We start from the raw sequence: 20,865 nt of genomic DNA on the forward strand, positions 1-20,865 counted from the left end.
TGAGCAACGCTAGTAAATAGTCTATTTTGGACTAATCCAATACGGACTCTAGCGTGCGGTGACCAGCCTGTCACCGCGCGATGGCCCAATCGACCCACAACCCCGACTACCAGCTACTGCTGACCGTCCTGAAGGCGGCCCGCAAGCGGGCGGGCGTGTCTCAGGTCGACCTGGCCGAACGGCTGGGCAACACGCAAACCTTCGTATCCAAGTGCGAGCGCGGGGAGAGGCGCATCGACGCCGTGGAACTGGTCGAGTTCGCCGAGGCGCTCGGCGTGCCGCCGCTCGGGCTGCTGGGCGAGTACCTGGAACAGCGCGCGGCCAGGCTGCAGCCGAAGTCCAGAAAGAGCAGCGCAAAGCGGCGCTGACTAGGAGAGATGGTGCCGCTTGTCCGAATCGAACGGACGACCTACTGATTACAAATCAGTTGCTCTACCGACTGAGCTAAAGCGGCGATGTCGTACTTCTCTTGCTCAAACCGTGTCCGGCTTGTCCCGCAGTTTACGCGCTGGCGAGCCTAAAGCCTTGCCACGCTTAGCCTTCCGGCCGGTCACCACAACAACCGCGTCCGAGTTACAAGGCGGTTGCTCTACCAACTGAGCTATGCCGGCAAAGGCGTGCGGGAGCAGGGAAACCCCGCGAAGCGCGCCATTCTAGCGCAGCCTTGCGCACTCCAGCGACCGCTGGCCGGGCGCGCCGCTGCGCGCCTGCAGCGCCGCTGCGGTGGTGCCCGCGGCCAGCGTCGCGTCGATCCACCAGCGCGACTGGCCGCCGCTGGCCACCAGCTGCGCCGGGAACCCGGCCGCCACCAGCGCCGCCTGGCGCCGCTCGGCACCTTCGCGCTGGCGATACTGGCCCAACGCGATCGCATTCGCTTCCTCGCCCTGGGCGATGACGTAGTAGTCGCCGATCCCGGCCTCGACGATGCGCTTGACCGTGGCCTGTGCTTCCTCGCGGCTGGCGGCGGCCGGCAGCATCACCCGGTAGTTGCTGGCGCCGTCGGCGGCGCTCTCGCGCAGGCGCGGGCGCAGTGCCTGCGCACCGGCTCGTTCGAGCGCGGCCTGTGCCGCGTCGCGGTCGGCGAACGGCCCCAGGCTCAGGCACTGCTGCGCGACCGCGGCCGCCGCAGGCGCTGCCGGTGTTTCGGCGACGGCCGTGGCCGTCGCTGGCGACGGTTCGGATTCGGTTGCGGCTGCTTCGAGCGGTGGCCCCGGCACCGGCGCCGCCGCCGGGGTGGGCAGCAGTTCCAGCGTGGCCACGCCGGCGCGCGCCGCCGGCACCGGCACCGCCGGTGCCGCGCCCCCCTGGGTGATCCACCACAGCGCCACGCCCACGTTGAGCATGGCCAGCACGACGATCAATGCACGTATCAGCATGGTGCGATCCTAGCCTTCCGCAGGCGACTGGTGCACGGCCCAGCGCGCCAGGCCGTCGAGCACCAGCGATGGCCGGTGCCCGGCACCGGGCAGCAGCGGCAGCAATGCCGGGGCGCCGCCGCCATGCAGCAGCAGTTGCGGCGCCTGCCCCAGCAGGGCGGTGGCCTGCTGCAGGCTGCGCTCGACCAGCGCCACCGCCGCGCCGTCGCAGCCGGAGGCCAGCGCATCGGCGGTGTCGTTGGCGAACTCGGCGTAGTCGCCGCCGCTGGCCGGCAGCTGCACCGCACGGGCATGCAGGGCCTCGCGCATGGTGGTGGGCGAGGCACCGATCCGGCCGCCCCGGTGCAGGCCGTCGCCATCGAGCAGGTCGATCGTCAGCGCGGTCCCCACCCCGGCCACCAGTACCGGCGCCGCCGCGGGGGCGACGGCCAGCAGCGCCAGGAAACGGTCGACCCCGAACCTCTCCGGCTGCGCATAGGCGATGCGCACGCCCGCGCAGCGGGCGCTGGTCCGCGCGATGCGCACCTGCGCGAACCGGCCCTGCAGGATCCGCAGCACCTGTTCGGTCAACGCCGGCGCCGCCACGCTGGCCACCCAGGCGGTGCCGCCGGAGGGCAGCGCGTCCAGCGCCGTGGCGGTCATCGATTCGGCGCCATGCGCCCACGCCTGCACGTCGCCGGCTTGCCCCTGCCGCAGCGGCGCGAACTTGAAGCGGGAATTGCCCAGGTCGAACAGCCAGTCGTCGCTCATGCCGCCCTCACGCTGACTTCGCCGGCATGGAACAGGCGTTCGCCGTCGCCGCTGCGTACCCGCAGCGCGCCGTCGTCGGCCAGCCCGCAGGCCACCCCGGTGTGCAGCGCGCCACCGTCCTCGACCCGCACCTCGCGCCCGGCGAGCGCGTCCAGCGCCTGGTAGCGCGCCAGGAACGGCGCCAAGCCGTCGCGCTCGAACGTGGCCAGCGCCGGCAGCAACGCCGACAGCAGCGCGGCCACCACCGCGTTGCGCGACACCTCGCTGCCGGCCAGCGTGCACAGGTCGGTCCAGGGCTGGCTGATGTCGTCGGCCAGCGCAGCCGGCATGCGCACGTTCAGGCCCAGGCCGACCACCGCCCGCGCCGGGCCGGCGAACTCGCCACCGCCCTCCACCAGCAATCCGCCCAGCTTGCGGCCGGCGACCACCAGGTCGTTGGGCCACTTCAGCATCACCCCCGCAAACCCCATGTCGCGCAGTGCCTCGGCCACCACCACGCCGGCGGCCAGGCTCAAGCCGCCCATCCGCGACAGCCCACCGGAGAATCCGCGCAGCAACGACAGGTAGACATGCGCGGCCAGCGGCGAGGCCCAATGGCGGCCGCGGCGGCCACGGCCGCCGGTCTGGCGCTCGGCCAGCAGCACCTCGACCCCGCGCAGCGGCGTGCTGCGACGCAGCAATTCACTATTGCTCGATGCCAGCGTCCAGGCGATTTCCAGCGCCGCCAGTTCCGCGGCCGCGGCAGGCGCCACGCCGGCCCGGATCCGCTCGGCATCGAGCAGTTCCAGCGGGTGTTCCAGCCGGTAGCCATCGCCGGCCCGGCCCTCGATCGCGACCCCGGCCGCCCGCAGGCCCTGTATGCGCTTCCAGACCGCGGCCCGGGTCTGGCCCAGTTCGCGCGCCAGTGCGTCGCCTGAGAGGCGGCCGGCCCCCAGTTTGGCCAGCAGTTCGCGGTCGTCCACGGCAGGTCCCGTCAGGTAAACGGCAAAATTATGCGGCAACCGCGCCGGACCGCCCAGCGCCCGCTTCCAATCCGGATGGAAAAGCAGGCTAGAATCGGGGACTTGCCCGCCCCCGGATTACGACGATGCGCCACCTTGCCCATTGCCTGATTCTGCTGATGGCGCCATTGGCGGTACACGCGTCAGATGCGCTTTCCGGCAGTCCGCGTGGCGCCTGCACCTATGCCCCGGCCGAGAGCGAACGCGGCACCGACGCACCGGCGACCGGAAGCAACTCGGCCAATCCGGCCGCAGCGGCGCCGGGCAAGCCGGCCACCAGCCACAACGGCGGCGACGACGACCTGCTGCCGCGCCTGCGCACTCCGAAATGGCATCGCTTCCTGCCGGGAATGTTCCGCTGATCCAACGCCTGTTGGGCTGGCTGCGGCGCCCGCCGCCCGCCATCGACGACGATACCTGGAACGCCGCCCGCAGCGCCTGCCCGTGGCTGCAGGCGCTGGACGCCGCGCGCGACGAGCGCCTGCGCGGACTGAGCGCCCGCTTCCTGCAGGTCAAAACCATCACCCCGCTGGCCGGGCTGGAACTCGATGCCGTGCAGCGCACCCTGCTGGCCGCGCTGTGCTGCCTGCCGCTGATCGAGTTCGGCGAGGAGGGGCTGCATGGCTGGTCGCAGCTGATCGTCTACCCCGAAGCGTTCCGCGTGCAGCGCAGCCATGTCGACGCCGCCGGCGTGCTGCACGAATGGGAGGACGAACTGATCGGCGAAGCCTGGGACAACGGCCCGCTGATCCTGTCCTGGGCCGACGTGCAGGCCGACATCGCCGACCCGCAGGCCGGCTTCTGCGTGGCGGTGCACGAGATGGCGCACAAGATCGACGTGCTCGACGGCGCGCTGGACGGCACCCCGCCGCTGCCGCGCGACTGGCAGCGGCAATGGGCGCACGACTTCCAGCGCCGCTACGACGCGTTCTGCGACCTGGTCGATGCCGGCGACGAAACCGCGATCGACGCCTATGCCGCCGAAGCGCCGGAAGAGTTCTTCGCCGTGGTCAGCGAGTACCACTTCTCGGCGCCGGAGCTGCTGGCGCGGGAAATGCCGGAGGTGGCCGGGCACCTGCGGCGCTTCTACGGACCGTCGCCGTTCGCGCAGGCCGTACCGGCGCTGCGTGCCTGACGGCAGCGGCCGGGGTCGCCCCACGCCAGGGCATTTTGCCTCACGCGATTACATCCTCGTCGCTCCCGCGCAGGCGGGAGCCCAGTGACTTTTCACCGCAACGGCAAGCCGAGTCACGGGTTGACCAGCCTGCCGGCTGTTGAAGAGCGTTTCCCGTCTGACCAGCCATACGGCTGTTGAAAAGCATCTCGCGGGGACGACGGGCCCCATCAGGTTTGCAAGCAGTTGATTCGAAAATGCTCCAGGGGCGAGCGGCATTTCCTGGAAGGTCCGAAGCGGCCACAGCCGCTGGCCCCGGACCATGCGCGGGCGCTCCCGCGAACGGCCCGCGGAAACACGCCGGCGCCTACAACCCCGGCGGCAGCTTGACCTCGAAACGCGCACCGCCCAGTTCGGACGAACGCTTGACCTGCAGTTCGCCGCGATAGTCCTTGATCAGGTCCTGCACGATCGACAGGCCGATGCCGTGGCCCTGCACCCGCTCGTCGCCGCGCACGCCGCGCTGCAGTACCTTGCCGATATCGTCCGCGGCGATGCCCGGGCCGTCATCGTCCACCGCCAGCTCCAGCCCGGCGCGGCGGCTGCCCGCGGCCGGGCAGGCGCGCGCGGTCAGCAGCACGCGCCGGCGCGCCCACTTGAAGGCGTTCTCCAGCAGGTTGCCCAGCAGTTCCTGCAGGTCGCCGGGCTCGCCGTGGAAGCGCGCGGCCGGGTCGACCTCGAACTCGCACAGCACGCCCTTGGCGGCGTAGACCTTCTCCAGCCCGCGCACGATCTCCTCGGCGGTGGACTCGATCGGCACCGGCGCGGCGAACAGCTTGTGGCCGCCGGAGGCCGCGCGTGCCAGCTGGTAGGACACCAGGTTGTTCATGCGTCGCAGCTGCACGTCCAGTTCCTCGCGCAGCTCGCCGTCGTTGGAGCCGCTGTCCAGCTGCGTGCGCAGCACCGCCAGCGGCGTCTTCAGGCTGTGCGCCAGGTCGGCCAGGGTGTTGCGCTGGCGATCCAGGTTCTCGCGCTCGCTCTCGATGAGGGCGTTGATGCTCTCGGTGAGCGGCTCCAGTTCGCGCGGGTGGTGCTCGCTCATGCGCTCGCTCTCGCCGCGCTGCACCTTGGTCAGCTCGTTGATCACGCGCCGCATCGGCCGCAGGCTCCACTGCAGGATCACCGTCTGCAGCAGCAGCAGGATCAGGCCGGCGCCGCCCAGGTAGAACCACACCGCGCCGCGGAACACGCGCAGCTGCGCACCCAGCGCGCGCGAGTCCTCCATCACGTAGATGGTGTAGGGGAATTCGGCTTCCGGCAGGCCGTCGCCGCCCCAGACCAAGCCCATCCCGTAGCGGTAGACCGCACCGGGACTGCCGTCGATCTGGGTCATGGCCAGCGGCCCTTCGAACACTTCCTGCCGCGGCTGCAGCATGCGGCCGCTGGCCTCGGGCAGGATCGGGCCCTCGGCCGACATCGAGTTGCCGTGGCCGCCGGGCATCACCACCTGCAGGTACAGACCGCTGCCGGGCACGTCGAAACGGGGATCCGGCGGCTGCTCGCGGATGTACAGCGAGCGGTCGCGGGTGAAATCGATGCCACCGGCATAGGCGGTGGCATAGTTCTTCAGGCGCTCGCGCAGGTTGGCGCGGGCGGTATCGGCGAACGCTGCATCCAGCGCATAGCCGGCCAACGCCAGGAACGCCACCAGGCCCACGCTGGCGGCCAGCAGCTGGCGCGCCTGCAACGAGCGCGGCCGCCAACGCCGGAATAGCCTCAGACGGCCCACTACGCTGCGATCGTCCCTGCCGGAGGCTCAGCCCTCGTTGCGCGGGATCGCGAAACGATAGCCGCGGCCGCGCACGGTCTCGATCGGCTTGAGCTCGCCGTCCGGGTCCAGCTTCTTGCGCAGGCGGCCGATGAACACTTCCAGCACGTTCGAGTCGCGGTCGAAGTCCTGCTGGTAGATGTGCTCGGTCAGATCGGCCTTGGAGACCAGTTCGCCGGCATGCATCATCAGGTACTCGAGCACCTTGTACTCGTAGCTGGTCAGGTCGACGTTGCTGCCGTTGACGCTGACCGTCTGCGCGGCCAAGTCCAGCGCCACCGGTCCGCACTCGAGCGTCGGCTTGCTCCAGCCGGCGGCACGGCGCAGCAGCGCGTTGACGCGGGCCAGCAGCTCCTCGACGTGGAACGGCTTGACCAGGTAGTCGTCGGCGCCCTGCTTCAGGCCCTCGACCTTGTCCTGCCAGCTCGAACGCGCGGTCAGGATCAGCACCGGGAACTTCTTGCCCTCGTCGCGCAGCGCACGGATCAGCTCCATGCCCGACATCTTCGGCAGGCCCAGGTCGATGATGCCGACATCGAACGGCACCTCGCGGCCCATGTACAGGCCTTCCTCGCCGTCCTGGGCGGCATCGACCGCAAAGCCTTCGCGCTTGAGGCGGGCCGCCAGGGTTTCCCGCAGCGGGGCTTCGTCTTCGACCAGAAGGATACGCATGAACTCTCCCTAGTTGCTCTGGGCCAGCCTGCGGCCAGCCGGTGTATGCAGGTTACCGTGAACGACTATCGGCGCTCAGGGGTTATCGCCGTGTCGTGGCGGCGCATCGGCGTTGCGCGGCGCCCGCGGCGTGCTGCGGGTGGGTGACGGGTCGTCCATGTAGCGGACCCGGCCGCGGTCGTCCATGTATTTGACGCGGTTGATGTCGCGGCCGTCGAACGGCACCCGCTCGGCGCCGAGGATGCGCCCCCCGGTGGTGCGTTGTACCCGGCGCACCGCATCGGACAGCGAGCGCTCCGGCGCCTGCGCCCGGGCGCCGCGGGCCGCGGCCGCATCGGCGGGACGCGCCTGGTCCGCGCCACCGTTGTTCTGGGCCGAAGCCGACGGAACCACGCCCACGCCGACGACGAGCGCCATCAGGGCGACAATGGAGGCTCGGCGGTGGCGGGCAACGGAAAGCATCGGTCTGATCCTAACGAACTGCGGCAAGACGTTCAAAACTCGTGAAACCCGAGACTCCGGAAACTTCCGCGAACCTCACGAAACCGAGGCAAATTCTTGATTTTTAGGGGTGAATCCGATCTGAACTCTTCCGGCCGTACTGGGGCGTCGTTCAGCAAGATAACCGATTCCAGCCGCCAGCGTACGGTCCATGTCCGTCGCCTTGCCGGACCGTTTTTGCCTCCGGGCGCGTTCAGGCGGCGACGCGCGCGGCCTGTTCGCGGGTGACCTGCAGCGCCCGTTCGACCAGTTCCCAACCGGCGCCGGGCCGGTGTGCGCCCTCGCTGAGCACCTGCCGGAAACCGCGGCCACCGGGCTGCCCGTGGTACAGCCCCAACACGTGCCGGGCGATGTGCTTGAGCGCCAGCCCGGACGCCAGCTGCGCCTCGACGTAGGGCCGCAGCGCCTGCAGCAGCTGCTCGCGCGACTGCAGCGGCATCCCGGTCTGCGCCGATTCCAGCGCATGCAGCACGTAGGGATCGTGGTAGGCGGCACGGCCCAGCATCACCCCGTCCAGCTTCTGCATGTGTTCCTGGGCGGCCTGCACCGTGGCGATGCCGCCGTTGAGCACCACCGGCAGCGAGGGCCGCTCCTGCTTCAGGCGGTAGGCCCAGTCGTAGCGCAGCGGCGGGATCTCCCGGTTCTCCTTGGGCGACAGGCCCTTGAGCCAGGCGTTGCGGGCATGCACCACCACCATCGCCGCCCCGGCCTGCACCTGGCGATCGACGAAGGCGGCGAAGGCGTCGTAATCGTTGTCCTCATCGACGCCCAGCCGGCATTTCACCGTGACCGGGATGTCCACCGCCGCCGCCATCGCCGCCACGCATTCGCCCACCAGCTCCGGCTCGCGCATCAGGCAGGCGCCGAAACGCCCGGCCTGCACCCGGTCGGACGGGCAGCCGCAGTTGAGGTTGATCTCGTCGTAGCCCTGGTCGGCGGCGATGCGCGCGGCCTGCGCCAGCAGCGCCGGTTCGCTGCCGCCCAGTTGCAGCGCCAGCGGATGCTCGCTGGCGTCGAAGCCGAGCAGGCGCTCGCGGTCGCCGTGGATCACCGCATTGGCATGCACCATCTCGGTATACAGCCGCGCACCGGGCGCCAGCAGCCGATGGAACACCCGGCAATGGCGGTCCGTCCAGTCCATCATCGGCGCGACGGACAGGCGCAGGGAGGCGGTATATGGGTCGGATCCTGCGGCAGGCATGACGGCAACGGATAAGCGAGACGTGCATTGTCGCGCGTCATCGGCACCACGTCGAATGGCCCCAGCGCTGAAAAGCGGGCCCGATCGCGCCTTCCCTTTCATGGCCGACGCCGGCGGGGGCCATGCCGCGCAGGGGCTTCCCGGCCTGGAGTCGCGGCACGCCATACCGACCGACTCGTGCCCTTTCCGTAGTTGCCTTGTCCGCCGCCATGGACGAAAGGCCGGGCCGTTGGCTGCCCTTGCCGGCCACTGCACGCACGACAACATCCGTAGCATCAGGTGCGCGATGGCTCAATTCCGACGCGTCGCAAACTCTATGCGAACGCCGCCTGGCATTGCGCATATGAAGTGATTGGCGGGCGATCCGCGACGCACCGGCCCGGGTGGAAACTCAATGGTCACTCCCGGATGCGAGAGCACCCGCTCATGGGCGACGGCGAGGGCAGCATCATCTTCGACTGCGAGCGCCAGGTGGTGGAGCCCGATGTTGGTACGACGATTGAACGCGACCGCAGCTTCGGGGTCGGCGACCCGCCAAAGCGTGAGCCTTGTACTCCCGTCAGATACGGCCACCATCGGATAGGACTCGTTCCTCCCGACCTCAATCCAGCCAAGAACGCCACAGAAGAATTCCTGTGCGGCCTCGAGATCGGGCACTGCCAGGCCCACGTGATGTATTCCACACGTCAGTGGCTTGCTCACCGGTTTCTCCGAAGCAGGTCGTCCCGGCTGGACGGCCATGGCTTGCCGGCCGCGGCGTCCCGGTTGTCCAGGCTCTCCATCCGGGACAGCGCGATTGCCCCGGCAGGTACTGCCGTGGATTCCCGGGACACCCCTGTCGATCCGGTTTCCATCACAGGCCCAGATCGCTCAGACCGGGCGCTCCATGCGGACGGGAGGTCTTCGAGGCCCAGAAGAACCTTCGTTCCGAGTCGCTGATGGGTACGTCGTTGATCGATGCATGGCGTGTTCGCATCAAGCCACGTTCGTCGAATTCCCAGTTTTCGTTCCCGTAGGAGCGGAACCACTGGCCCGATTCGTCGTGCCATTCGTAGGCGAAACGTACCGCGATGCGATCGCCGGAAACGGCCCACAGCTCCTTGACCAGGCGATAGTCGATCTCCCGATTCCATTTCCGTGTGAGGAAGTCGATGATCTCGCCGCGGCCGCGCAGGAAGTCGGAACGGTTCCGCCACTGGCTATCCTCCGTATAGGCCTTGGCGATACGTGGAGGATCCTGGGTATTCCAGGCGTCTTCTGCGGCGCGCACCTTCTCCACGGCGCTCTCGGCGGTGAAGGGAGGCAGCAGGACACGGGTATTGTCGGGATTCATCGGGCTTCCTTGGGAACGGAGGATGGCGCCCCGCTCATTGCAGGGCGCCGCACGGGTCAGAGTTTCCGCAGGAACTCGCGGATCAGCGTGGCGATCTCGCTGCCATGTGTCTCCAGGGCGAAGTGGCCCGTATCCAGCAGGTGGACTTCGGCCTGGGGGTTGTCCCGGCGATAGGGCTCGGCGCCGGCAGCCAGGAAGATCTCGTCGTTTTTCCCCCAGACCACCAGCGTGGGCGGACGATGCTTGCGGAAGTACGCCTGCCATTCCGGGTACCGGGGCAGGTTGGATTGGTAGTCGTGGATCAGCGCAAGCTGTATTTCGGTGTTGCCGGGGCGATCCAGATAGGCTTGATCGAGGATGTAGGCGTCGGGGCTGACCAGGCTTGGGTCCCGCACGCCATGGAGGTACTGCCACCGGGTCCCCTCCAGCGTCAGCGCGGCGTTGCGGATGACCTCGCGATTCGCCGGGCTGTTGTCTCGCCACAGCGCCTTGATCGGGTCCCAGAACTCACCGATGCCTTCTGCGTAGGCATTGCCGTTCTGCACGATCAGGGCCGAGACGCGCTCGGGGTGCTGCGTCGCCAGGCGGAATCCGACCGGTGCGCCGTAATCCATGACATAGAGCGCGTAGCGGTCAAGGCGGAGTTCGCGCGCAAACCCATCGATCAGCGTAGCGAGATGGTCGAAGGTGTATGCGAACTGGCTTGGGGAGGGGGCGGCGCTCTGCCCAAAGCCGGGGTAGTCCGGAGCGATCACGTGATAGCGGTCTGCCAGCCGCGGGATGAGATCGCGGAACATCTGGCTGGAGGTGGGGAACCCATGCAGGAGAAGCAGCACCGGGGCCCCCTGCGGGCCCGCTTCCCGGTAGAACAACTCGGTGCCCTGTACGGTGATGCGCCGGTAGTGGACCTGTCTCGTATGGTCGGCGTCGACTGCATGCGAAGGCCGGCTTTCGTCGGTGACCGCGGCCTGGGCAGGCAAGGCCAGAACTGCGGCCGCCAGCGTCGCCAGGACGGCAAAGCGCCTGGGCAAGGAGGAAGCCAGAGGGCGTCGTCGGATCGGGTTCATGGTGGACTCCAGTAGGGAAGGTTCGCTATACCGAACGTTCGGTACAGTATGAGGCCCGGCTTCTCCCGTCAATCCACCGGTCAGCTCCATTGCCGAAACACAGCGTTGGCTCCGGCGGCGCAAAAAGTGGGACACTTCCCGTCCCCACTGGACCGAACGGTACGTACAGTCTTCCCATGCCAGCCTCCCAACTCCCGCCCGATGCGGTTGTCAGCCGCCTGTTGACCGCTTTCCGCGAACACGGATACGACGCCGCCTCGCTGGGGCAGCTCTCGAAGGAGACAGGTCTAGGGCGGTCAAGCCTGTACCACCACTTCCCGGGCGGGAAGGAAGAAATGGCCCATGCGGTGTTCGACCGGGTCGACGCATGGTGCGCCGATCAGTTGTTTGCGCCACTCAAGGATTCGGAAGAGCCGGGGAAGCGCCTGGACACGGTCATCGAGGCCCTGGATGCCTTCTTCGCGGGCGGCATGGAGCCTTGCCTGTTCGGGAATTTCGTCGTCGGGGAAGCGCGTCCAATGTTCCAGGAGCGCCTCGCTGCGGCATTCGCCCGCTGGATCGAAGGTTTCGCCGCGCTCAGCATGAAAATGGGAATTCCGGAGCAAGAGGCGACGCGGCGCGCGGAAGATGCCGTCGTCCGCATCGAAGGCGCGCTCATCCTGTCGCGAGGGCTGAATGATCCCGCGCCTTTTCGGCGCGTTCTCAATGAGTTGCCGCAGCACCTTCTGGGCTGAGCGGCTGTCGCGCATGCATGGGTGCTCCGGAGCAGGGGGGCTGCGCTGCCCCGCATCGACGAAGCATGCGAACTCCCGCGCGTGCGTCGTGCGGTCGGCGGACTACCCGGCTTTCCTGCGCCCGATCCCCTGTACGCCGGCGGTACTGACGGCGGACGGGCGATGCCCGGAGCCGCAGTGAGGCGCGTGATGGCGCCGTCGCGGTCGCGCCCTTGCGGTGGTGCGGCCGGGCCGCAGGCAGCCCGGTAGACTGGGCCTCCCCGCGTCGAGTCTGCCGATGAACACCGTTGCCGATGATGTTGCCCTGATCGTGGTCGACCTGCAGCCGGACTTCATGCCCGGCGGCGCCCTTCCCTGCCACGAAGGCGACGCGATCGTTGCCGATATCGACACGTTGCTGCGTTCTCGGCGCTATCGCACGGTCGTCGCCACCCAGGACTGGCACCCGCCCGGGCATGCCTCGTTCGCCGGCAGCCATCCCGGCCGTCGGCCGTTCGAGACGATCGAGTTGCATGGCCAGCCGCAGACGCTGTGGCCGGACCATTGCGTGCAGGGCACGCCCGGCGCGGCGCTGGACAAGCGGGTGGACTGGTCGGCCGCCGACCTGGTGCTGCGCAAGGGCACCAACCCGCAGGTCGACTCCTACAGCGGCTTCCGCGAGAACCACGGCCCCGGCGGCGCCCGCCCGGCCACCGGGCTGGGCGGCTGGCTGCGCGAACGCGGCATCGCCGAGGTGCACGTGTGCGGGCTGGCGCGCGACTACTGCGTGCTGTGGACCGCGCAGGACGCGGCCGAAGCCGGCTTCCGGGTGCGCTTCCTGTGGGACCTGACCCGGCCGGTGTCGCCGGACAGCGACCGGGCCACGCGCCTGGCCTTGGCCGAAGCCGGCATCGACCTCGAGGCGTGACCTATCGGGGAAGCGCGACTGCCAGCCTCGCTTCCTCGATCGCTTCCCGCCGCATCCCGCCCGCTCCCGCCCGTCAGCGGAACACCACCGTGCGGTGGCCGTTGAGCAGGATGCGGTGTTCGACATGGCGCCGCACCGCGCGGGCGAGCACCAGCGATTCGGTGTCGCTGCCCAGCTGCACCAGGTCGCGCGGGGTCATCGCGTGATCCACCCGGGCCACGTCCTGCTCGATGATCGGGCCTTCGTCCAGGTCGCTGGTGACGTAGTGGGCGGTGGCGCCGATGATCTTGACCCCGCGCGCGTGCGCCTGGTGGTACGGCTGGGCGCCCTTGAAGCTGGGCAGGAAGCTGTGGTGGATGTTGATCGCGCGCCCGGCCAACGCCTGGCACAGCTGCGGCGAGAGGATCTGCATGTAGCGCGCCAGCACCACCAGGTCGATGTTCTCGCGCTCGACCAGGTCGAGGATCTGCCGCTCCTGCTGGGCGCGGTTTTCCGCGCTGACCGGCAGGTGGTGGAAGGGAACGCCGTAGGAGCCGGCGAGCGCGGCGAAGTCGCCGTGGTTGGATGCCACCGCGGCGATGTCGACCTTCAGCTGGCGGCTGTGCGCGCGGAACAGCAGGTCGTTGAGGCAGTGGCCCTGCTTGCTGACCAGCACCAGCAGGCGCGCGCGGCGGCGGGCGTCGTGCAGCTGCCAGGTCATCGCGAAGCGCTCGGCCAGGCCGGCGAAGCGCGCCTCCACCTGGGCGATGGCCGCAGGCTGCGCCAGGTCGAAATGCACGCGCAGGAAGAACAGGCCGCTTTCCTCGTCGCCGAACTGCTGCGAGTCGAGGATGTTGCAGCCCAGCTCGTACAGCAGCCCGGAGACGTGGTAGACGATGCCGGTGCGATCCGGGCAGGACAGGGTCAGGATGAAGTCGTGGCGCATCCGGCCAATGCTAGTGGAAAGCCCCGGCCGGCGTGCGCCATGCTGTCAACTGAAACCAACCCTCAGCGCGCGAACACGCCGCGGGCCTCGTGCGGTTCGCAGCGCAGGTATTGCGGTGCCGGCGCCAGCGTGGCGCCCAGCGCGGCGGCGGCATGCCACGGCCAGCGCGGGTCGTAGAGGATGCCGCGGGCCAGGGCGATGGCATCGGCGCGGCCTTCGGCGAGGATGGCCTCGGCCTGCTCCGGGGCGGTGATCAGGCCCACCGCGATCACCGGCATCGCCACCTGCGCCTTGATCGCCTCGGCGAACGGCACCTGGTAGCCGGGTTGCACCGGGATCTGCTGGCGCGGGTCGAGCCCGCCGCTGGAGACGTGGATGAAGTGGCAGCCGCGCGCGTCGAGCGCGCGCGCCAGCTCGATGCTCTGCGCCAGGTCCCAGCCGCCGTCCACCCAGTCGGTGGCGGAAATGCGCACGCCCACCGCCAGCGTGTCCGACACGGCCGCGCGCACCGCCTCGAACACGCGCAGGGCCAGGCGCATGCGGTTCTCCAGCGAGCCGCCGTACTCGTCGTCGCGCCGGTTGCTCAGCGGCGACAGGAACTGGTGCAGCAGGTAACCGTGGGCGGCATGGATCTCGATCAGCTCCAGCCCCAGCCGCTCGGCGCGACGCGCGGCGGCGACGAACGCCTCGACCACCGCATCGATGCCGGCGACGTCCAGCGCCTGCGGCGGCGGATCGCTGTCCAGATAGCCGCTGGCCGATGCCGACAGCGTCTGCCAGCCGTGTTCGGCGGTCGGCGCGATGGCGCCGCCGCCGTCCCACGGCCGTTCGGTGGAGGCCTTGCGCCCGGCATGGGCGAGCTGGATGCCCAGCGCCATCGGCGACCAGCGCCGCACCGATGCCAGGACCTCGCCCAGCGCGGCCTCGGTGGCATCGTCCCACAGCCCCAGGTCGGCCCAGCTGATGCGTCCGCGCGGCTCGACCGCGGCTGCTTCGAGGATCAGCAGGCCGGCGCCGGACTGCGCCAGCGTGCCCAGGTGCTGGGCGTGCCAGTCGCTCGCGCGCCCGTCCACGGCGGAGTACTGGCACATCGGCGCGATGACGATGCGGTTGGGAAGCGACAGCGGACCGAAGCGGACCGGGGTGAAAAGCTGGCTCAAGGGAAACCTGCACTGACGGGGGAGGACGGCCATTGCACTGCGTCGCCGGGCGCGGAACAACCGCGCCGGTGGATCACAGTTTCGCGGCGGTGGAGGCGGCGGGCGGCTCCTCCGGCCCGAGCGGTCGGTGCGGCGGCGGTGCCGCGGCCGGATCCGGCGCGGGCAGCAGGAAGCCCAGCGCCGCGGCGCAGTCGGCTTCCACCTTCAACGACAGCAGATCGTCGCCGCGGGTACGCCCCCGGTTCACCGCCGCCACCGGCAGCCCGGCCTGCGCGGCGGCGCGCACGAAGCGGAAGCCTGACCACACCATCAGCGACGAGCCGACCACCAGCACCGCGTCGGCCCGTTGCAGGTGGTCGTGGATCGCCGCCACCCGCTCGCGCGGCACGTTCTCGCCGAAGAACACCACGTCCGGCTTCAGCACGCCGCCGCAGTGTTCGCAGGCCGGCACCCGGAAGCCGGAGAAATCGGCCTCCAGATCGGCGTCGCCGTCGGGCGCGGTCCCGGCCTGCAACCGGTCCCAGCCGGGGTTGGCGTCGAGCAGGCGCTGCTGGAACGCCTCGCGGCCGCCGCGCCGTTCGCAGCCCATGCAGCGCACCCGGTCCAGCCGCCCGTGCAGGTCGATCACCTCGCGGCTGCCGGCGGCCTGGTGCAGCCGGTCCACGTTCTGGGTCAGCAGCAGCTGTACCCGGCCGCGCGCCTCCAGCTGCGCCAGCGCCCGATGCGTGGCGTTGGGGCGCGCCTGGCCGAAGCGCGGCCAGCCCAGCAGGCTGCGCGCCCAGTAGCGCTGCCGGGTCGCCGGGTCGCGCATGAAGGCCTGGTAGTCCACCGGCGGCGTGCGCTTCCATTGGCCATCGGCATCGCGGTAGTCCGGAATGCCCGAAGCGGTGCTGCAGCCGGCGCCGGTGAGCACGAACAGCCGCCGGTGGCGGTCGATGAACTCCTGCAGCAGGTCAGCACGCACGGCAGGCTCCGGCATCGACGTGCTCAGTCGCCGGCGCCGGGCAGCCGCGGCACGCCCACCGGGTGGCCGTCGTCGCCCAGCGCGATCATCACGAAGTGGCCGCGGGTGCACAGCTTGCGCTCGCCGCTGTGCAGGTCCTCGGCGACCAGTTCGACCTCCACGGTCATCGAGCTGTTGCCGACCTTCACGATGCGGCCGATGGTCTCGACCATGTCGCCGACGCGGATCGGCAGCTTGAAGTCGACCTGGTCCGAGCGCGCGGTCACCACGGTGCGGCGCGAGAAGCGGGCGGCGGCGAGGAACGCGGCCTTGTCCATCCACGCCAGCGCCTGGCCGCCGAACAGCGTGCCCATGTGGTTGGTGTGGTTGGGGAACACGATCTCGGCCATGCGGACTTCGGTGGGCGGATCGTTCTGGGGGATCGGGGTCATGGCGGCATCGGCCTGCGAAGGTGGGCTGGATGATACGTCCGGCCAGCTGTGCGGCCGGTGTATGCCGCGTAGCCGCGGCGGCACGCCGGTCGCGTTCATCGGGCGGCGCCTGTGGAGTTCCGCCATTGCGGGGAACCCGTGAGCCGCCGCTGTTCGCGGAAGGCCGGGAGCCCGGCGCATCCTGCCGGGGCGACGCTAGGTGGCCCCTACAGGGGGCATTGCGGCCCTGTCGGAGTCCCCTCGCTTCCGGGGCAGCGGAGCGAGGGGAACAGGCTCCGTCAGGCGGTCAGAACGACATGTCGAAGGACACTTCGCCCTGCACGCCGACCTGGTAGGCCGAGACGCGGCGCTCGAAGAAGTTGGTCAGCTCCTGCACGTCCTGCAGTTCCATGAACGGCAGCGGGTTGCGCACGTTGTACTTCTTCTCCATGCCCAGCTTCTGGAAATGGTTGTCGGCGCAGTGCTGCAGGTACTGGCGCATGTCGCGGGTGGAGATGCCGGCCACGCCGCCGGACAGCACGTCCTCGGCGAACTGCACCTCGCACTCGATCGCCTCGGCCAGCATGGCGTAGACCTGCTGCTTCATTTCCTCGTCGAACAGGTCCGGCTCCTCCTCGCGCACCTGGCGTACCGACTCGAACGCGAACTCCATGTGGCAGCTCTCGTCGCGGAACACCCAGTTGGTGCCCGAGGCCAGGCCCGGCAGCAGGCCGCGCGAGCGGTAGTAGTACACGTAGGCGAACGCGGCGAAGAAGAACAGCCCCTCGATGCAGGCGGCGAAGCAGATCTGGTTGAGCAGGAACTGGCGGCGCTGCTCGCGGGTCTCGATGCGGCGCAGATCCTGGATCGAGTCGATCCACTTGAAGCAGAAATCGGCCTTCTTCTTGATCGAGTCGATGTTCTCCACCGCGGCGAACGCCTTGGCGCGCTCGGCCGGGTCCGGCAGGTAGTTGTCGAGCAGGGTCAGGTAGAACTGCACGTGCAGCGCTTCCTCGTACAGCTGCCGCGACAGGTACATGCGCGCTTCGGGCGCGTTGAGGTGCTGGTACAGGTTCAGCACCAGGTTGTTGGAGACGATGGAGTCGCCGGTGGCGAAGAACGCGACCAGGCGGTGGATCAGGTGGCGGTCGGCCGGCGACATCTTCGAGTGCAGGTCGGTGATGTCGATCTGGAAGTTGATCTCCTCCACCGTCCAGGTGTTCTTGATGGCGTTGCGGTACATCTCGTAGAACTGCGGGTAGCGCATCGGCCGCAGGGTCAGTTCGAAACCGGGGTCGAGCAGCAGCTGACGGGGCTTGTCGGACATGGGGGTTCCTTGTTTCGGTTCGGGCGCACCGCCGCGGGGCAATGGGTACGCGTGCAGGCAGGGTCGCCGGCTGGAAGGTGCCGCCATCCGCTATGCGGACGGCGGCGCTCCAGGTCTTACTGGCAGGCTTCGCAGGCTTCCGGGTTTTCCAGCGAGCAGGCCACCGCGTCGACCGGGGTGTAGCTGCTCACGGTGGTCTTGGTGATCCTGGTCGCCGGGCGCGAACGCAGGTAGTAGGTGGTCTTGATGCCCTGCTTCCACGCGTACATGTACATGGACGACATGGCGCCGATGTTCGGGCTTTCCATGAACAGGTTGAGCGAGGCCGACTGGTCGATGAACGCGCCGCGGTCGGCGGCCATGTCGATCAGCGCGCGCATCGGCAGTTCCCACGCGGTGCGGTAGACCTGGCGCAGCGCCTCGGGGATCTGCACCACGCCCTGGATCGAACCTTCGGCCAGCTTGATCGCATCGCGCATCTCCGCGGTCCACAGGCCCAGCTTCTTCAGTTCGGTGACCAGGTAGCGGTTGACCTGCAGGAAGTCGCCGGACAGGGTCTCGCGCTTGAACAGGTTGGACACCTGCGGTTCCACGCACTCGTAGCAGCCGGCGATCGAGGCGATGGTCGCGGTCGGGGCGATGGCGATCATCAGCGAGTTGCGCAGGCCGTGCTGCTTGATGCGGGCGCGCAGCGCGTCCCAGCGCTCGCCGTCTTCCGGCACCACGTTCCAGGCGTCGAACTGCAGCTCGCCGGCGGCGGCGCGGGTATCGGCGAAGGACGGATGGCGGCCGCGCTCCTGGGCCAGCTCGCACGAGGTCTCCAGGGCGTGGAAGTAGATCGTCTCGGCGATCCTCTTCGACAGCGCGCGGGCCTCGGCGCTGTCGAACGGCAGGCGCTTGCGGAAGAACACGTCCTGCAGGCCCATGCAGCCCAGGCCGACCGGGCGCCAGCGCAGGTTGGCGCGGCGCGCGGTCTCGATCGGGTAGAAGTTCAGGTCGATCACGCGGTCGAGCTGGCGCACGGCCAGGCGCACGGTCTCGGCCAGCTTGTCGTAGTCGAACTCGTCGTGCTCGTCGAAGTGGTTGCCCAGGTTGATCGAACCCAGGTTGCACACCGCGGTCTCCTCGGCCGAGGTCACTTCCAGGATCTCGGTGCACAGGTTGGACAGGTGGATCACGTTGCCCGGGCGCAGGGTCTGGTTGCTGGCGCGGTTGCACTTGTCCTTGAAGGTCATCCAGCCGTTGCCGGTCTCGGCCAGGGTGCGCATCATCCGCGCGTACAGCTTGCGCGCCGGGATGGTCCGCGCGGCCTTGCCCTGGGCTTCGGCCTGCAGGTAGGCCTGCTCGAAGGCCTCGCCGTAAAGATCGGTGAATTCGGGCACCACGCGCGGATCGAACAGCGACCATTCCTGGTCGGCCTCCACCCGCTGCATGAACAGGTCCGGCACCCAGTTGGCCAGGTTGAGGTTGTGGGTGCGGCGGGCCTCGTCGCCGGTGTTGTCGCGCAGTTCGAGGAAGTCCTCGATGTCGGCGTGCCAGGTTTCCAGGTACACGCAGGCCGCGCCCTTGCGCTTGCCGCCCTGGTTGACCGCGGCGACCGAGGAGTCGAGCGTCTTCAGCCACGGCACGATGCCGTTGGAGTGGCCGTTGGTGGACTTGATCAGCGAACCGCGCGAACGCACGCGGGTGTAGCTCACGCCGATGCCGCCGCTGAACTTGGACAGCTGGGCGATGTCGCCGTACTTGGCGTAGATCGATTCCAGCGAATCCTGCGGCGAGTCCAGCAGGAAGCACGAGGACAGCTGCTCGTGGGTGGTGCCGGAGTTGAACAGCGTCGGCGAGGACGGCAGGTAGTCCAGGTTGCCCATGCGCTTGTACAGCGCCAGGGTCTCGGGCACGTCCTCGCTGAGCGCGCTGGCGATGCGCAGGAAGAACTGCTGCGGGGTCTCGATGACCTTGCGGGTGTGCGGATGGCGCAGCAGGTAGCGGTCGTACAGGGTGCGCAGGCCGAAGTAGTCGAAGTTCCGGTCCAGCGACGGGTCGATGGCGTCGTTGAGCTTGCGCGCGTTGGTCTGCACGAAATCGAGCAGGCGGTCGTTGATCAGCCCCACTTCGTGGCCGCGGCCGACCGACTGCGAGAAGGCGTGGATCTCCTGGCCGGACACTTCCTTGGCGATGAAGTTGGCCAGCAGGCGCGCGGCCAGGCGGCCGTATTCGGGTTCCTCGCCGATCAGCAGCGCGGCGGTGCGGATGGACAGTTCGTCCAGTTCCTGGGTGGTGGCGCCGTTGTACAGGCCGGAGATGGTGCGGGTGGCCACCCGCATCGGGTCCACCGCGTGCAGGCCCTCGCAGCAGCGCTGCACGGCGCGCACGATCTTGTTCAGGTCCACCAGTTCGGTGCTGCCATTGCGCTTGGTGACGCTCATGGCGGTGGCCGTGGGCGGCGAGGTCAGCAGGAAACCGGCTTCGTCCGGGGCGACGGCGGGGGATGTTTCGATCGGGTTCACGGCGGCTTGCTCCATGGCGTGATGCACGCGGCGGCCTGCCCCTCGCAGGTGCCAGGGCCGGCAGCGGATCGACAGCATGGGGACGCGGTGTCGCAGCAGCCGCGACACGCGGACTGACGCCCGCGAACGGCTCCTGTGCACCAGCCATCTCCCCCCGGAGATTCCGCGGCCGGCACCGCGCGGTGTGCTTCGCGCGGTCGTCGGCAGGTCTTCGGACTCAAGGGCGCAAAGGCGACCGCCTTTTCCTACCCGCCGCTTCCCGGGCGCATGGCGCGCCCAGTGCTTGATGGCGGGATCGTTCCCTATTACCGCTGCGGGGCAGTGCCGGACTCCGCCGCAAGGCGTCACCGGGCTTCCCGTATTAATCCGGCGGGTAGCAACCGCCAGAACCGACAGCCACAAGATAGTGGGGGCATGTAGCGGGGTCAACACCAAATCTTGTGGATACCTGCCTGAGCCTTGGCACGCAAGGATTCCGCCTGGCGGCCGCCGGCAAGGCCGTGGCGCCCCGTCCAAAGCGGTTGCGCAGTCAAGCCCCGGACCGCCCTGGAAGACCGCATTCCGGCCACCTGTTCACCCTCTCTGGCGCCAGAGCCATGACCCGGGTCACCGTGACTTCCGGGCGAGGCCAGGCGGGCGCCGGCGCGGGGATAGTGCCGGCAACGCCTTCCCGGGAGTTCCCATGCGCCGCCTCGCCGCCATCCTGCTGGTCCTGCTGCCCTTGGTTACCCAGGCCGGCGAGGTCGGGACGCAACGGCTCTCCCCGACCCGTTGCGGGGTGGGAACGGACTACGACGTCCTGGTGGACGGCGGCGGCATCTGGCTGCGCCGGCACGACGCCCTGCCGCGCGAGATCGTCTTCCATGACGGCGAACTGAGCATCGATGGCCGGATGCAGGCGGTGAGCGGCGACGACGCGCAGCGCCTGCGGGCGCTGGAGGCCGGCGTACGCCAGCTGATGCCGGCGGTGCGACGTCCCCCCGGTTTTGAGTAGCGCGGCGATCTGGAGTCCAATTCCCCAGAGTAAGGAGATTGGACGTGAAGAAGCGCTTTTCCGAAGAGCAGATCATCGGCTTCCTGCGTGAGGC

The 20,865-nt window shown here is 69.1% G+C and carries 22 protein-coding genes, 1 tRNA gene and 1 riboswitch; of the genes, 6 read left to right on the forward strand and 17 right to left on the reverse strand.

What is annotated here, in order from left to right; all coding sequences use genetic code 11:
- The first annotated feature begins 80 nt into the window (after window positions 1–80).
- Entirely contained in the window at window positions 81–368 is a 288-nt protein-coding gene (locus tag OK345_RS16610; RefSeq protein WP_205392824.1) for a helix-turn-helix domain-containing protein, read from the forward strand.
- A 10-nt stretch (window positions 369–378) separates the two neighbouring features.
- Here the strand turns inward: OK345_RS16610 and OK345_RS16615 are convergent.
- The 4 genes from OK345_RS16615 to birA all read right to left on the reverse strand — a co-directional run bounded on the left by OK345_RS16615 (window position 379) and on the right by birA (window position 3,088).
- Window positions 379–454: transfer RNA gene (locus OK345_RS16615), tRNA-Thr, on the reverse strand.
- 199 nt (window positions 455–653) lie between these two features.
- Window positions 654–1,376, reverse strand: coding sequence for an SPOR domain-containing protein (locus tag OK345_RS16620; protein ID WP_265129118.1), 723 nt, complete (start codon window positions 1,374–1,376; stop codon window positions 654–656).
- Between the two features lie 9 nt (window positions 1,377–1,385).
- The gene (locus OK345_RS16625) at window positions 1,386–2,126 is read right to left on the reverse strand and encodes a type III pantothenate kinase (protein WP_265129119.1); all 741 of its coding nucleotides are present in this window, start codon (window positions 2,124–2,126) and stop codon (window positions 1,386–1,388) included.
- Window positions 2,123–3,088 (reverse strand): bifunctional biotin--[acetyl-CoA-carboxylase] ligase/biotin operon repressor BirA, encoded by a 966-nt coding sequence (gene birA / locus OK345_RS16630; protein WP_265129120.1) that lies wholly within the window; start codon window positions 3,086–3,088, stop codon window positions 2,123–2,125. Before birA ends, OK345_RS16625 begins: the two co-directional genes overlap by 4 nt.
- Before the next feature lie 125 nt (window positions 3,089–3,213).
- On the opposite strand from birA, the gene OK345_RS16635 reads away from it, so the two are divergent.
- Both OK345_RS16635 and OK345_RS16640 read left to right on the forward strand, forming a co-directional pair.
- Entirely contained in the window at window positions 3,214–3,489 is a 276-nt protein-coding gene (locus OK345_RS16635; protein ID WP_265129121.1) for a hypothetical protein, read from the forward strand.
- Entirely contained in the window at window positions 3,456–4,262 is an 807-nt protein-coding gene (locus OK345_RS16640; protein WP_265129122.1) for a M90 family metallopeptidase, read from the forward strand. Before OK345_RS16635 ends, OK345_RS16640 begins: the two co-directional genes overlap by 34 nt.
- A 346-nt stretch (window positions 4,263–4,608) precedes the next feature.
- Here the strand turns inward: OK345_RS16640 and OK345_RS16645 are convergent, their stop codons facing one another.
- The 7 genes from OK345_RS16645 to OK345_RS16675 form a co-directional block, all read right to left on the reverse strand.
- Entirely contained in the window at window positions 4,609–6,030 is a 1,422-nt protein-coding gene (locus OK345_RS16645; protein ID WP_265129123.1) for an ATP-binding protein, read from the reverse strand.
- Window positions 6,031–6,057: 27 nt separating this feature from the next.
- Window positions 6,058–6,741, reverse strand: coding sequence for a response regulator transcription factor (locus OK345_RS16650; protein WP_265129124.1), 684 nt, complete (start codon window positions 6,739–6,741; stop codon window positions 6,058–6,060).
- A 75-nt stretch (window positions 6,742–6,816) separates the two neighbouring features.
- Window positions 6,817–7,203 carry a hypothetical protein gene (locus tag OK345_RS16655; protein WP_265129125.1) on the reverse strand — a complete coding sequence of 129 codons (387 nt, stop codon included), beginning with the start codon at window positions 7,201–7,203 and terminating at the stop codon, window positions 6,817–6,819.
- 232 nt (window positions 7,204–7,435) lie between these two features.
- On the reverse strand, window positions 7,436–8,443 hold the full coding sequence (gene dusA, locus OK345_RS16660; protein ID WP_265129126.1) for a tRNA dihydrouridine(20/20a) synthase DusA: 1,008 nt from the start codon (window positions 8,441–8,443) through the stop codon (window positions 7,436–7,438).
- Between the two features lie 291 nt (window positions 8,444–8,734).
- A complete protein-coding gene (locus OK345_RS16665) occupies window positions 8,735–9,145 on the reverse strand; it encodes a VOC family protein (protein WP_265129127.1) in 411 nt (136 codons plus the stop codon).
- A 151-nt stretch (window positions 9,146–9,296) separates the two neighbouring features.
- A complete protein-coding gene (locus tag OK345_RS16670) occupies window positions 9,297–9,776 on the reverse strand; it encodes a nuclear transport factor 2 family protein (RefSeq protein ID WP_265129128.1) in 480 nt (159 codons plus the stop codon).
- Between the two features lie 56 nt (window positions 9,777–9,832).
- Entirely contained in the window at window positions 9,833–10,843 is a 1,011-nt protein-coding gene (locus OK345_RS16675; RefSeq protein ID WP_265129129.1) for an alpha/beta fold hydrolase, read from the reverse strand.
- A gap of 176 nt (window positions 10,844–11,019) precedes the next feature.
- Here OK345_RS16675 and OK345_RS16680 point away from each other — a divergent pair, with 176 nt between their 5' ends.
- Window positions 11,020–11,577 (forward strand): TetR/AcrR family transcriptional regulator, encoded by a 558-nt coding sequence (locus OK345_RS16680; protein WP_265129130.1) that lies wholly within the window; start codon window positions 11,020–11,022, stop codon window positions 11,575–11,577.
- 277 nt (window positions 11,578–11,854) lie between these two features.
- Window positions 11,855–12,484, forward strand: coding sequence for a nicotinamidase (locus OK345_RS16685; protein WP_265129131.1), 630 nt, complete (start codon window positions 11,855–11,857; stop codon window positions 12,482–12,484).
- A 73-nt stretch (window positions 12,485–12,557) separates the two neighbouring features.
- Here the strand turns inward: OK345_RS16685 and purU are convergent, their stop codons facing one another.
- From purU to OK345_RS16715, 6 genes are all read right to left on the reverse strand, one after another.
- Window positions 12,558–13,409, reverse strand: coding sequence for a formyltetrahydrofolate deformylase (gene purU / locus OK345_RS16690; RefSeq protein WP_265129132.1), 852 nt, complete (start codon window positions 13,407–13,409; stop codon window positions 12,558–12,560).
- Between the two features lie 62 nt (window positions 13,410–13,471).
- Complete coding sequence (locus OK345_RS16695) at window positions 13,472–14,569, reverse strand: NADH:flavin oxidoreductase/NADH oxidase (RefSeq protein ID WP_265129133.1); 1,098 nt, start codon at window positions 14,567–14,569, stop codon at window positions 13,472–13,474.
- A 73-nt stretch (window positions 14,570–14,642) separates the two neighbouring features.
- Window positions 14,643–15,548, reverse strand: a complete 906-nt coding sequence (locus tag OK345_RS16700; RefSeq protein WP_425510982.1) for an NAD-dependent protein deacetylase — start codon at window positions 15,546–15,548, stop codon at window positions 14,643–14,645.
- A gap of 8 nt (window positions 15,549–15,556) precedes the next feature.
- The gene (locus tag OK345_RS16705) at window positions 15,557–15,964 is read right to left on the reverse strand and encodes an acyl-CoA thioesterase (protein ID WP_265129135.1); all 408 of its coding nucleotides are present in this window, start codon (window positions 15,962–15,964) and stop codon (window positions 15,557–15,559) included.
- Between the two features lie 286 nt (window positions 15,965–16,250).
- A complete protein-coding gene (locus tag OK345_RS16710) occupies window positions 16,251–17,270 on the reverse strand; it encodes a ribonucleotide-diphosphate reductase subunit beta (protein WP_265129136.1) in 1,020 nt (339 codons plus the stop codon).
- Between the two features lie 116 nt (window positions 17,271–17,386).
- Window positions 17,387–19,696, reverse strand: a complete 2,310-nt coding sequence (locus tag OK345_RS16715) for a ribonucleoside-diphosphate reductase subunit alpha (RefSeq protein WP_425510983.1) — start codon at window positions 19,694–19,696, stop codon at window positions 17,387–17,389.
- A gap of 266 nt (window positions 19,697–19,962) precedes the next feature.
- Window positions 19,963–20,186, reverse strand: a riboswitch (cobalamin riboswitch).
- Window positions 20,187–20,459: 273 nt separating this feature from the next.
- Here OK345_RS16715 and OK345_RS16720 point away from each other — a divergent pair.
- On the forward strand, window positions 20,460–20,771 hold the full coding sequence (locus tag OK345_RS16720) for a DUF2884 family protein (protein ID WP_265155177.1): 312 nt from the start codon (window positions 20,460–20,462) through the stop codon (window positions 20,769–20,771).
- Window positions 20,772–20,865: the final 94 nt, after the last annotated feature.

Origin of the sequence: Xanthomonas chitinilytica, from assembly GCF_026107455.2 — a bacterium.
In the GTDB taxonomy this organism is placed as follows: domain Bacteria; phylum Pseudomonadota; class Gammaproteobacteria; order Xanthomonadales; family Xanthomonadaceae; genus Stenotrophomonas; species Stenotrophomonas chitinilytica.